General features: G+C 39.9%; 7 protein-coding genes, 1 pseudogene and 1 riboswitch. Of the genes and pseudogenes, 3 read left to right on the top strand and 5 right to left on the bottom strand.

The window, feature by feature from the left end:
- Positions 1–98: 98 nt before the first annotated feature.
- On the bottom strand, positions 99–1,613 hold the full coding sequence (gene hutH, locus LO754_RS00960; RefSeq protein WP_231785405.1) for a histidine ammonia-lyase: 1,515 nt from the start codon (positions 1,611–1,613) through the stop codon (positions 99–101).
- A gap of 205 nt (positions 1,614–1,818) precedes the next feature.
- Here hutH and LO754_RS00955 point away from each other — a divergent pair, with 205 nt between their 5' ends.
- The 3 genes from LO754_RS00955 (at position 1,819) to LO754_RS00945 (ending at position 7,304) form a co-directional block, all read left to right on the top strand.
- Positions 1,819–3,303: a helix-turn-helix domain-containing protein gene (locus LO754_RS00955; RefSeq protein ID WP_231785404.1), complete on the top strand. Its 1,485-nt coding sequence runs from the start codon at positions 1,819–1,821 to the stop codon at positions 3,301–3,303.
- 313 nt (positions 3,304–3,616) lie between these two features.
- Complete coding sequence (locus LO754_RS00950; RefSeq protein WP_024360746.1) at positions 3,617–5,134, top strand: catalase; 1,518 nt, start codon at positions 3,617–3,619, stop codon at positions 5,132–5,134.
- 484 nt (positions 5,135–5,618) lie between these two features.
- Complete coding sequence (locus tag LO754_RS00945) at positions 5,619–7,304, top strand: methyl-accepting chemotaxis protein (protein WP_231785403.1); 1,686 nt, start codon at positions 5,619–5,621, stop codon at positions 7,302–7,304.
- A 103-nt stretch (positions 7,305–7,407) separates the two neighbouring features.
- Here the strand turns inward: LO754_RS00945 and thiC are convergent, their stop codons facing one another.
- The 4 genes and pseudogenes from thiC to LO754_RS00925 form a co-directional block, all read right to left on the bottom strand.
- Positions 7,408–9,186, bottom strand: coding sequence for a phosphomethylpyrimidine synthase ThiC (thiC, locus tag LO754_RS00940; protein WP_231785402.1), 1,779 nt, complete (start codon positions 9,184–9,186; stop codon positions 7,408–7,410).
- A gap of 150 nt (positions 9,187–9,336) precedes the next feature.
- Positions 9,337–9,451, bottom strand: a riboswitch (TPP riboswitch).
- A gap of 82 nt (positions 9,452–9,533) precedes the next feature.
- Positions 9,534–10,462: pseudogene (locus tag LO754_RS00935) on the bottom strand (AEC family transporter).
- A gap of 444 nt (positions 10,463–10,906) precedes the next feature.
- Positions 10,907–11,074, bottom strand: coding sequence for a hypothetical protein (locus LO754_RS00930; protein WP_231785401.1), 168 nt, complete (start codon positions 11,072–11,074; stop codon positions 10,907–10,909).
- A gap of 445 nt (positions 11,075–11,519) precedes the next feature.
- Entirely contained in the window at positions 11,520–13,625 is a 2,106-nt protein-coding gene (locus LO754_RS00925) for a methyl-accepting chemotaxis protein (protein ID WP_231785400.1), read from the bottom strand.
- Between the last annotated feature and the right edge of the window lie 119 nt (positions 13,626–13,744).

The raw sequence follows: 13,744 nt of genomic DNA, 5'->3' as shown, positions 1-13,744 counted from the left end.
CTTGCTTATTTATAGCAAATCAGTCACCCAATAGTGCCCACCAAATTCATTTAAGTAAAAGAACTTGGCGGGAACATAAAGGATGTTATGCAAGAAGCTTAAATGCTCTCATCTAATAGAACATCACTTGCTAATAAGTACTTCGCTAATGCTTCAATTTCGTCACCAATAGGTTGATCTGCCAATAAAGGCGGACAGAATTCACGCACTTTTTCTAAATACTTTCTTGTTGTTGGCGCTAACTGCTCTTCCGCCTTATCTAGATGGATAGCTTGCGACGCACAAATCATTTCTATTGCAATAACCCGAGCTGCATTGTGGACAATTTGTCGCACTTGACGAGCGGATGTTGTCCCCATACTGACATGATCTTCTTGATTGCCTGATGTAGGTATCGAATCCACACTTGAAGGATGTGCCAGCACTTTGTTTTCTGACACAATCGAAGCAGCTGTATATTGTGCAATCATCAGTCCACATTCAATACCAGGATTTGTTGCTAAAAATGGTGGCAAACCATCATTAAGTTGCGGATTGACCATGCGCTCTGTACGTCTTTCGGAAATATTAGCCCATTCACTGACCCCAACCTTTAAAAAGTCCATAGCTAATGCTATCGGCTGACCGTGAAAATGACCTCCTGATAGAACTTCTCCATTTTCTAAAACGATAGGATTGTCTGTCGTAGCGTTCATCTCTATTTGCACACGCTGCTCCGCATAGATAAATGATTGCCAAGATGCCCCGTGTACTTGGGGAATGCATCGCAGAGAATACGCATCCTGCATCCTTATTTCCCCCTGCTTGGTCACGCGTTTACTACCATCAAGCCATTTGCGAATACGCCCTCCTACCAACTCTAATTCTGGATGTGGTCTTACAGCTAATAGTGCCGGATCAAATGCAGACGTAATCCCTTTTAACGCCTCTAATGACAGACTCGCAGCCATATCCGCGGCAAGCCCAATACGCTCCGCCTCGTTTAATGTCAAAACGCCAATACCAGTCATTGCTTGCGTACCATTTACTAGCGCCAATCCTTCCTTTGCCTGTAATCGCACAGGTGTTAAGCCTGCTTTCTGTAATGCGATGTCACCTGACACAAGCTCGCCCTTAAATTCAGCTTTCCCTTCACCTACAAGCACTAATGCTAAATGCGATAATGGTGCTAAATCTCCACTTGCTCCAACTGATCCTTGGGATGGCACGATTGGATGTACCCCTTTATTGATGCAGTCTAGCAATAATTGCAATGTTTCTTGTCGAATACCCGAAAACCCACGTGCTAATGCATTTGCGCGTAAAATCATCATCGCACGCACGACATCCGTTGGAAATGGTTCGCCAACACCTGTAGCATCTGAACGAAGTAAATTTAATTGCAGTAACTCAATATCTGATTCTTCAATTCGTATATTACTTAACTTGCCAAACCCAGTATTGACACCGTAAATTACTTGCCCCTCTGCTAAGCGTTTTTCAATTCTTTCTCTACTTGCTCGAACGCGTTCCGTACTGTCAGCAGATAATACGACCGAAGCCTGCCCCCTCACGATTTTCTCAATTTGTTGCCTTGTTAACGTATTGCCATCAAGTTCGATGATTGTTTGCATACGATATCCCCCTATCCTTAACAGCTTATGTAAATGTATTTGTATAAAAAAGAATTTCTCTATATCCATTGTACAAACTACTTTTTTCAGAAAATATAGAATTTTAAAAGAGAAAACAGGAATTATTTCAGATTTTTATGTTATTTTTAATAATATAATCGTATTTTTTTACGAAACAGGATTTTTTTAAGAAAGGCTGATTTAAATGAAATTATTATTAATTGATCGAGATCTTACGGAACTTTCGGGCATTCGTTGGTTTTTACATACATACTTTCCAGGAGAATTATCAATTGAGATGTGCACGACTATTTCCGAGGCTGCAAAAAGCATTCAACAATTTGTACCAGAAGTTATTTTGTTAAATATCGACATGCTACCGAATAATCGTTTAACAGCTCTGTACGGGCTTTTACAAAAACACTCAGGAAAAATCCTAGCCATCACCACAGAGCCGTTATTTAAAAACGCATTAAAAGCAATAGATTTACAGGTGGCGCATCTTTTTGTAAAACCAATAGATTTAGAAGTTTTAAAGCAAAAGCTTAGTGCTATTTCGCTTCATACACCTCAAATCCCAAAAGTTAGTGCTGATGCTAAAGGTGAATCTTTTTACTATCAATTATTTTTAGAGAACACAACTAACTCATTAACAACCGATATCCAGTTCACAATGATTGAACCTGAGCATCCAGAAACATTAAATAAATTGTTCATTTGGCTTCAACAAACACCGATTTATTATCAAATGAGCATTTATCCGTTATCAGGTGCAATCATCTGCCTCTTTCAAACAAGCGATTTAAAAATTATTGAAAAAGATATAAGAACCTTGCTAAAGGAATGGCAAATGACGAATAACGGCGCTCTGAATATCGGCGTTTATGATGGTGCGCCGACAACTTTAAAAGAAATGTATGCATTAACAAAGCGAGCCCTACTGCAAAGCTTTTATGAAGGCTACGGCCATATTTTTTATGCAACGAAACAATACCAAACACACCCTCTCGACCCTTTACTGACACCAGAGGAGCAACAATTACTTATTAAAAGTTTAGAGGAAGGTAATATTGAAGCAGTAAAAACGTTCTTATATCGCTTATCAAATGGAGGTATCTATTACGAGCAAGATGATTTGCGCATCCACCTTACCAGTGTACTGGCGCAAATCCGCCGATTTATGCTGAAATACAAACTGCATGAAAAAGCTGCTATCGAGCAAAATTATCGGCAACTTTTTCATTTGATTATTGAACACCCTATATTCTATACAATTCTCAATGGCATTATTTTATTCACACAGCGACTTATTGAATTGGCACGTGAAGCTCGAATGGAGAAAAAAGCGGACTATATAGAATTAGCTTTGGAAATAATCGATCATCAATATCATAATCATGAACTATCCTTACCATTTATCGCAAATAAGTTAGGGATTAGCCCCAATTATTTAAGTACAATATTTTCACGAAAACAAGGCCAGCCATTCAAACGCTATTTACAGCAAGTTCGTATTCATAATTCAACTAAAATGCTTATTGAAACCGATTTTGCCATTAGTGAAATTGCGCTGTTAAATGGCTTTGATGATCCGAATTATTTCAGCAAATTATTCAAACAGCTCATAGGGACTACACCTAACCGCTATCGAAAAGGATGGAAAAATCAAGGAGGCATTATCCAATCGTAATTTTCATTTAGACTACCTTATTTTCAATATCAATATTAAATAAGAAGGATTCCCAAATATACTTTGTCTTTAATCTTATATACTTGCAAATCACTTATTCCTTTAAAATAACCGTAAAAACTATAAAAACAGTGAAAATATTCTAAAAAAATATGTATATTGGTTGAAAGCTATGCATATATTTATAGTTTATACATTGCTATATAAATTCTTTAACAATAATTATTATAATGTACTAGCAATTCTATTTTATATTTGTTATAGTTATTTACGAGGAGTTTGACTCACAATATTTTTCAGGAGGTAAACTAATATGACAAACGCAAATGATCGTAGCCGTCGTTTCACAACAGCAGGTGGTGCTCCAGTAGTAAGCAACCACGACTCTATGTCTGCAGGTCCTCGTGGTCCACTTTTACTTCAAGATGTATGGTTAGTTGAAAAATTAGCAAACTTCAACCGTGAAGTTATTCCGGAGCGCCGTATGCATGCTAAAGGTTCAGGAGCATTCGGTACATTCACTGTGACACATGATATTTCTCAATATACGAAAGCTAAAATCTTCTCTGAAATCGGGAAGAAAACACCAATGTTCGCTCGTTTCTCAACTGTAGCGGGAGAACGCGGTGCTGCAGATGCAGAGCGCGATATTCGAGGCTTTGCATTGAAATTCTATACAGAAGAAGGTAACTGGGATTTAGTTGGTAATAACACACCTGTATTCTTCTTCCGTGATCCGTTACACTTTACAGATTTAAACCACGTAGTAAAACGCGATCCACGCACAAATATGAAAAACGCAAACTCTAACTGGGATTTCTGGACTTTATTACCAGAAGCGTTACACCAAATTACAATTGTTATGTCTGACCGTGGTATTCCAACAGGTTATCGTAATATGCATGGTTTCGGCTCACACACTTACAGCTTCATCAATGCACAAAATGAGCGTGTATGGGTGAAATTCCACTTCCGTACAGAGCAAGGCATTAAAAACTTAACAGGTGCTGAAGCAGCTGAAATTATCGGTAAAGACCGCGAATCTTCACAACGTGACTTGTACGAAGCTATCGAACGAGGCGATTTCCCAAAATGGAAAATGTACATTCAAGTCATGACAGAAGAACAAGCGCGTGAATTACCTTATAACCCATTCGACTTAACAAAAGTTTGGTATAAAAAAGACTTCCCACTAATTCCAGTTGGCGAATTCGAGTTAAATAAAAACCCTGATAACTACTTTGCAGAAGTAGAACAATCATCGTTTGCACCATCTAACATTGTGCCTGGTATCAGCTACTCTCCAGACAAAATGTTACAAGCTCGTATTTTTGCATACGCAGATGCAGCTCGCTATCGCTTAGGCGTAAACCACCACAGTCTGCCTGTAAACGCACCAAAATGCCCATTCCGTTCATTCCACCGCGATGGCGCTATGCGTTTTGATGGCAATCTCGGTTCTACATTAAGCTATGAACCAAACAGCTACGGTGAATGGGAGCACAATCTAGACTATAAAGAGCCACCATTACGTATTGATGGTCATGCTGATATCCACGACTTCCGAGAAGATGACAATAACTACTTCGAACAACCAGGTAAATTATTCCGTCTGTTATCTGCGGAAGAGCAACAACGCTTATTCGAAAATACAGCAAATGATATGGCTTCAGTTGAAGAATTCATCAAACGTCGCCACATCTTACACTGCTATTTAGCTGACCCTGCATATGGTGAGGGTGTAGCGAAAGCAATGGGTCTATCATTAGAAGGTATGGATCTTTCAAATCCGTATGTAAAAAAAGAAGTAAAACAAGTAGCAAACATCTAATATTCCCCTATATTGATATCCAATAATACTTGCAGTCATTGGCAAGTAGACAAAAGGTAGCGAGAATGTGCATTTCTCGATGCCTTTTGTCATTTTTACTTCGTTATTTTGCTAGTCCCAATAAGCTTTATAACAAGTAGCTACATTGGAAGACTATCGTACATATTTCAATCTTCCTTCGTTCTAAAGCTTTCGCATCTGTCACTTAGACTATCTTTACCGTTTACTATTCAGTAGATTGGCGTAAGCTGCCTCAACTGACTTAAAGGTAACTCCCCCACTCACTGAAAAAGTAATATGCAGTGGAATTCATTTTTTATTGTTTCCTTTTACTATGTATATCTGTCATCGTCATATAGGTGTTCTTGTATACCATTTATATGAAAATTCCACAACTTTGTACTGTTCTTATTCCTAATGTCGATAAAATTTTTTGGGCATTGATACGTGACAACTATTACAAAACTGGAATGGAGGAAAAAAGATGTCGATTCGAATGAAACTATATATTGGATTTAGTACAATCATTCTTTTATTACTAACTATTTCCTCAATCGCTTACTACCAACTGAATCACATTAATAATTTAAATAAAGACTTATTTGAAAACCGTGTTTATAAGCTGATTCAAGTCGATAAAATTGTCATTGCTTCTTCAATGCAGAGCAACTATCTTCGTTCATATATTCTCGAACCCAATGAAGCAACCATTAAAAACCTCGATGACCAAGAAAAGTTGATTCAAGACAAGGTGGAAGAGCTAGATAGCTTATTCACTTCAGAAACGACACAAAAGCAAATGGAAGTTATTAAAGCCAATCAGGCGATTTTTGAAAAAGCAGCACTGGAGATTATTAATACATACAGTCCCGATAATTTACAACCTGCCATTGACATTCTTCGAACAAAAGCACGCCCTGCTGCTGCTGCAATCCAACAAGCCGCACATGAAATTGCATTTTATGAGGAAAGACAAGTACAGTTAGCACGTGCTGAGTCGTCAAAAGTGGAAACTATAAGCTCATCGATTATCTTAATTCTCGCTGCCTTTTCCACAAGTTTAGCCTTTCTCATCGCCTTCATTATGACAAGGATTATTACAAAGCCTGTCAATCGCCTAGCTAAGGCAGCAAATATCATTGCTACCGGTGATTTACGTCAAGAGGATGTGAAAGTAAAGACAAAAGATGAGATTCGAAAGTTAGCCGATTCATTTAATGTAATGAAAGCAAATTTGCGCTCTCTCATTGACAATATAGCGATCAATGTAGAACATACTACTACAAGTGCAGGAGAATTAGCCGCAAGCACTGACGACGTTACTTCTTCTTCAAATGACGTTGCTAAACGCGTAGAATTAATGGCTCGAGGCGGTAGTCAGGCTGTCATGACAGGGCAAGAAACCGCTATGGCCATGGACGAAACTGCACGTGGAGTCCAGCGCATCGCTGAAGCCACACAGATGCTTCATTCGAAAGCGCTTGATACACAAAGCGTTGCGACTAATGGTGAAAAGATGTTGCAAAAGACCGAAAATCAAATGATGGTTATTCAACAATCTTCAGATAAGACAAATGCGCTTATTAAACAGTTAAGTACGCAATCGACTGAGATTGAAAATATAACGAAAGTCATTACTGAAATTACCGATCAGACCAACCTACTAGCTTTGAATGCTGCCATCGAAGCAGTGCGGGCTGGCGAACATGGGCAAGGATTTGCTGTCGTGGCAGATGAAGTACGTAAATTAGCGGAGGAATCCAAAATATCAGCCAACCAAATCATTAACTTAATTAATGATATTCAGCAAAATACATTGGAAGTCGAAAAAGCGGTGAGCGTTACAGTACAAAATATTGATGAAGGCGTTTCATACATTCAACATGCGCAAAACGCATTTAATGGCATTATGGGCGCAATTGAAGATATGGCATCCGAAATAGAAGACGTTTCTGCTTCTACTCAACAAATTTCTGCAAGTACTGAAGAGGTTGCTGCATCTGTCAATGAAATGTCTGCGGTAGCAAAAAACGTGGCAGAACAATCCGAAACGATTTCAAGCGCAATTGAAGAACAAACATCCACCATCCAAGAAATGAATGCTGTTGCACAATCTTTAAACGACGGGGCTACCACCCTTCAAGCACATATAAATAAATTTAAAGTCTAAAAAGCTAAGACAAAAAAGTGTTAGATTGATTGCAGTCAATCTAACACTTTTTGCTACTATGGTGAATCGGATGTTGTCCGCGGTTTATCGGTGATTTCTTTTGTTACTGATACAATCGGCTACCAGCTTTTTTAAACTCTTGAGCCTTTTCCTTCATTCCTTGATGGATAGCTTCTGTCGTATTTAAATCTTTTTCTTTAGCATAGTTACGAATATCTTGAGAAATTCTCATACTGCAAAACTTAGGGCCACACATTGAGCAGAAATGGGCTGTTTTTGCTCCCTCTGCGGGTAATGTTTCATCGTGGTATTCTACTGCTCGTTCTGGGTCTAATGATAAGTTAAACTGATCGCGCCAGCGGAACTCAAATCGCGCTTTGGATAGCGCATCATCTCTTTGTTGTGCCCCAGGGTGCCCTTTCGCTAAGTCAGCCGCGTGTGCCGCAATTTTATAGGTAATGACCCCTACACGAACATCTTCTCGATTTGGTAAGCCTAAATGTTCCTTCGGTGTCACATAACATAGCATCGCTGTGCCAAACCAGCCAATCATCGCTGCGCCAATGGCAGATGTAATATGGTCATAGCCTGGCGCGATATCCGTTGTAAGAGGCCTCAATGTGTAAAAAGGTGCTTCTTTGCAAACTTCCAATTGTTTGTCCATATTTTCTTTAATGAGATGCATCGGTACGTGCCCAGGTCCCTCTACCATTACTTGTACATCGTGCTTCCATGCAATTTGCGTTAACTCTCCTAACGTATCAAGCTCCGCAAACTGTGCCTCATCATTGGCATCAGCAATTGAACCTGGGCGTAAACCATCCCCTAATGAAAAAGCAACATCATACGTTTTCATAATTTCACAAATTTCTTCAAAATGAGTATATAAGAAGTTTTCTTGGTGATGGAATAGGCACCATTGCGCCATAATCGAACCACCACGCGACACAATGCCCGTTACGCGATTAGCTGTGAGTGGTACATAACGAAGCAACACGCCTGCATGAATCGTAAAGTAATCCACCCCTTGTTCAGCTTGCTCGATCAACGTATCACGATACACTTCCCATGTTAAATCCTCGGCTACACCATTGACCTTTTCGAGTGCCTGATAAATTGGCACAGTTCCTACAGGTACAGCTGCATTCCGAATAATCCATTCGCGGGTTGTATGAATATGCTTGCCAGTAGATAGGTCCATTATATTATCTGCGCCCCATCGTGTAGCCCATGTCATTTTTTCAACTTCCTCTGCTATAGAGGAAGAAACAGCCGAATTACCAATATTGGCATTAATTTTGACATGAAAGTTTCGGCCAATAATCATCGGCTCTGCCTCTGGATGATTAATATTGGATGGCATAATGGCACGTCCTGCAGCAATTTCTGCACGTACAAATTCTGGTTCTACATGTTCACGAATCGCTACAAATTCCATTTCCGGGGTAATAATCCCTTGTCTTGCATAATGCAGTTGTGTCACGTTGCGACCTTTTTTTGCACGTAATGGTTTTCGGGAAAGCTCCGGAAAAACGTTTTCCTTCATACGAGGGTCGTCTGCTTTGCGGAAGCCATTATCCTCTGGTTTAATCGTCCGCCCTTCGTACTCCTCTACATCTCCACGTTCTTTTATCCACGCACTACGCAATGCAGGTAAACCTTTTGTAATATCCACTTTGTAAGTTGGATCCGTATAAGGACCGCTCGTATCATAAACACGTACTGGTGCATTATCTTCTTCTCCAAAACTACCCGTTGTTGGGCTTAGCTGAATTTCACGCATCGGTACTAAAATATCTGGGCGTGTTCCTTCTACATATACTTTTTTACTTCCGTCAAAACTTGTCATAATGGTAATGTTCTTTTCGCTAACTGTTGTCATATACTATTCCGCTCCCTTTTCCATAAATTTTCAAAAAGGACCGAATCTAGCTCACGCCAATAGGTAGCATTACAAATAAAAAAGCCGAATCCAAAAATATTGGATCCGGCTGTACATGTAAGGTTTATTTATCGCAAAAAATTCTAGGAGTGCGATGTTCATTAACTTTCCCACGCTGGTATGAGCCAGATCAGGTCCAAAGGGTCAAGAAACCTCTATGCGTTTCCCTCTCAGCCCGACTCATCGGACTCCCCTAGTTATAGCTATTAAGTTTGATGATAGTGTAACAGATTTTTCTAATAGATGGAAGTTATAATTAGATTTATCTTGCTATTATCCTCGAGTAATTACGTAAATAGCAGTTCTGCTAGATAAATGACAATTGTTACTGTTAGACAGCTAACAATCGTGGAAAAAAGAACCGTTTGCGCAGCAGTTGCCGACTCAACATCATATTCTAATGCCAAGCTAGAGCTATTGCGTGAGGTCGGAAATGCACTTGCAATGAAGAGTGACTGAGCGACAACACCATCTAAACCGAGGACAAAAATAATAAGCAATGCAACGGCTGTACTACTACTAGACGTGTAATGCAGCTAACAAACACCGTTTTATTGAACATGGACTTGATTTCAAGCTGTGATAGTTGTGCACCCAGTGTAATAAGCGCTACGGCAATAAAGCCATCAGCTACGTGGTCAATTGGAATACGGATAAATTGTGGAATGCCAATATTAAAAAAATTCATTGCCACGCCTATTATAAGGGCATGAATAATAGGCATTTTCAGGAAGTCCTTTATGATCGCCATCCCTGATTTAGTCGAAGAGATTAAATTATATAAACCATATGTATAGGTCGTCATATTTTGAAAAATAACGAGAATCACTTGGATTGCCACCCCAATGGGCTGCGTTGCAAAAATCATTTGTGCAACTGGAATACCATAGTTGCCGGAGTTAATTAGGACAACACTATTTTTAAACACTGCCGTCTCTGTTTTCGCTAGACCAAGCCCCTTCGCTAAAAAATGACTAAGCACCATTTGACTGCCGATAAAGAGCACAATAAATAATGCCACTTCCCCCAGCACTGATAACTCCACACTTGTTTCATATAAATTCACAAATACCGCAGCTGGCATAAAACAATACGTAATGAGCTGAGATAATGCTTTTAAATTAAAAGAAAATTTCTTTTGTAAAAATGCACCAAGTACAAGCAACACTAAAATAGGGGCAACTATTTTAAAGAAAATCATACCGAGATACATCATGGAGGTGACCCCCTTTCATCTCTTTCTATAGTAAAACTGTTCACGACATGGGTCAATGCTCCCCCGCTAGTATAAGTTTACATAAAAAAGAACTGCCCCTTGCTAGGACAGCTCCTTTTTATGTTTGTAGGTTTTTGCTTTGCTTTGGGGTATTTAATCTTGCTTCGCGGGTAAATCTCTTTGCTTCACGGGTATCACCCTGCTTCACGGGTAAATCACTCTGCTTCGCGGGTAAACCTCCCTATTTCCCGGATAAATCGCCCTGCTCCGCGGGGAAATCTCCCTGCTCCGCGGGGAAATCTCTCTGCTCCGCGGGTAAACCTCCCTGCTTCGCGGGTATTTCATCTTGCTCCGCGGGTAAACCACTTTGCTCCGCGGATATCACCCTGCTTCGCGGGTATTTCACCTTGTTTCGCGGATAAACCTCTCTGCTTCGCGGGGAAATCACCTTGCTCCGCGGGTATCACCCTGTTTCGCGGGTAAATCTCTCTGCTCCGCGGGTAAACCTCCCTGCTTCGCGGGTAAATCTCTCTGCTCCGCGGGTAAACCTCCCTGCTTCGCGGGTATTTCATCTTGCTCCGCGGGTAAACCACTTTGCTCCGCGGATATCACGCTGCTCCGCGGGTATTTCACCTTGTTCCGCGGGTAAATCACCTTGCTTCGCGGGTAAATCTCCCTGCTCCGCGGGTAAATCACCTTGCTCCGCGGATATCACCCTGTTTCGCGGGTAAATCTCCCTGTTCCGCGGATATTTCACTCTATTTCGCGGGTAAATCTCTCTGCTCCACGGGTATCACCCTACTCCGCGGGTAAACCTCTATGCTTCACGGGTATCACCCTGTTTCGCGGGTAAATCTCCCTGCTTCGCGGGTAAACCTCCTTGCTTCGCGGGTAAATCTCCCTGCTCCGCGGGTAAACCTCTTTGCTTCGCGGGTATTTCACCTTGTTTCGCGGATAAACCTCCCTGCTTCGCGGGTAAACCTCCTTGCTTCGCGGGTAAATCTCCCTGCTCCGCGGGTAAACCTCTCTACTTCGCGGGTATTTCCATCTCTCTTTATTAAGCAAGTTTAAATCGATTCACGACCTCTTGGAGTTCTTTAGAAATTTGGTTCATGTTGTTGATAGATTCTGCGACCTTTTCCATTTCTGCCTGTTGGTCTGCGGCTGATGCACTCACCTGTTCTGCAGAAGCAGCAGTTTCCTCTGAAACGGCAGAAATACTTTGAATCGCCGTAATGGCTTGGTCCTTTTGCTCCAACATTTGTGAAAGCTCTGACAATAGTTCATTAATTGCTGTTGCAATTGATTGAGATAGCTCGTTATTATCCTTAAAAGCTAACTCTGTATTTTGTACCGATTCATTTTGCGCTTGCATTAAGCTTGCATTGGAAGCAATAACGGATACCGTTTGCTTTGAATCTGCTAGAATGCTAGAGACCGTTTGTTTAATAACTTCTGTTTCGTTTTTAGACTGCTCTGCCAGTTTACGCACTTCCTCTGCTACTACTGCAAAGCCTTTGCCGTGTTCTCCCGCTCGAGCAGCTTCTATACTTGCATTCAGTGCTAATAGATTCGTTTGCTCTGTTATTCCTTGAATAGATGCAATAATTTGATTGATATTGTTAATATTGCTAGACAAAGATTCCATTTGACGTTGGATACGTCCATTCATTTCATTCGTTTCCGCATTTCGGTCACGTAAACTTTCCACTTCTTTCATGCCCTGCTCTGTAGAAGTTTGTGTTTTGATTGACAGCTCGTCCATTTGCTTTGACAACCTTGTAATGGCGTCAATTTGGTCAGATAAGTCAATCATTCGATAATTCGTTTCTTCTGTATCCTCTGATTGTTTTGATGCACCTTGCGCTATTTCGTTAATTGCGACAGATACTTCCTGACTTGATGCTACAATTTCATTAAAGGCTTCATGAACATGGTCGGATGATTGATTGAGCAATGTTGAAGAATTTAATACCGTATGTATGGCATCATTCGTCTTATCCAGCATATTATTATAAGCTAATGCAACAGCACCAATTTCATCGGCTTTTATAAATTTATCATCTATCTTTTTCGTTAAATCGCCTTCTGCTGCTGTTTCAATCGATGTACGTAAAACCTTTAAAGGCTTCAACTGCTTAAATATAAACATCGCACTAGCAGCGGCCATTAAAATTACCATAATAATTGCTGATACAATCGTGAAGACAAGGATTTTATTATATGTTTCTAATATTTTAGAATTAGGTAAAACTAATTGCACTGACCATACTTCATCGATATTCTCTAACATCATTGGAGCAAAAGCATTAAATGATTTTTCCCCAAGCTGCTTCGAGTCTACATATAGACTGTCCGCTTTTCCTTCATCCATAGATTGTCTAATACTTGTCCAATCAACCGCATCCTGCATATTTGTCCCATCTAACTTTTCGTTAATACTATTGACCGTTAACATGCCTTGATCTGTAATAATGCCTGCATAACCACCATCAGGCTGTATAGAGTCAGCTAATTCCTTTAAAAAATCGATAGATAAATCAGCTGTTAATACGCCAAAATATGTACCAGAAGCGTTATACAGTGGCACAGCAATAGTCGTCATCGAGACAGTTTTACCGTTCACATTATAATCATACGGCTCTGTTAATACAGCACGCCCTTCTCCTTTTGGTATCCGATACCAATCATCCTCCGCTTTCGGGTCATCAATTCCTTCTATAGGATCTGTGTTGATTTGGTTGCCATCTTTAGTTAGATAAGGGATAAAGCGATTTTTCACATCAATTAATGCCGTATCAGTAGTTGGTCCTACTTTTACCGCACCATTTTCTATAACGGCTCCTACACCAAGTAAATCATTATTATTCGTTAAATTCGTATTCAGTATATCCATTACACTTTCTGTCGAAAGCGCATCATTTTTTTCCATTGCTTCAACAATACGTTTTGTTGTTTGTAATGTATCATTGGCTTTTTTAAACCGTTCGCTCATTTTTGCAGCAGATAACTCCGCATTTTGCAACGTTGCCTTTTCTGAATCATCGACACTCTGATTATGTAGAGTAGCGCTAGTTACTAATGTATAAGCAACAAATAATACTAAAAATACACCTAAAATTAAAGAAGTGAGCTTTAATGCAATACTTTTGGATTTTTTCATTACAAACACCTCCATTTTTATAAAATAATCATAATGTATCATTGGTAGTATAACAATAAAAGTTTCACTGAATTTACCAAGCAACGTAAAGTTTTCAATTAATAAAGTCCGTTTACAAT

The organism is Lysinibacillus sp. GJ-1 (assembly GCF_021166035.1).
Lineage (GTDB): Bacteria > Bacillota > Bacilli > Bacillales_A > Planococcaceae > Lysinibacillus > Lysinibacillus sphaericus.
This window is presented reverse-complemented; position numbering and strand designations above follow the sequence as displayed.

Coding starts and splice junctions, on each gene's coding strand:
- hutH (WP_231785405.1), bottom strand. CDS start 1,613: ATGCAAACAATCATCGAACTTGATGGCAATACGTTAACAAGGCAACAA.
- LO754_RS00955 (WP_231785404.1), top strand. CDS start 1,819: ATGAAATTATTATTAATTGATCGAGATCTTACGGAACTTTCGGGCATT.
- LO754_RS00950 (WP_024360746.1), top strand. CDS start 3,617: ATGACAAACGCAAATGATCGTAGCCGTCGTTTCACAACAGCAGGTGGT.
- LO754_RS00945 (WP_231785403.1), top strand. CDS start 5,619: ATGTCGATTCGAATGAAACTATATATTGGATTTAGTACAATCATTCTT.
- thiC (WP_231785402.1), bottom strand. CDS start 9,186: ATGACAACAGTTAGCGAAAAGAACATTACCATTATGACAAGTTTTGAC.
- LO754_RS00925 (WP_231785400.1), bottom strand. CDS start 13,625: ATGAAAAAATCCAAAAGTATTGCATTAAAGCTCACTTCTTTAATTTTA.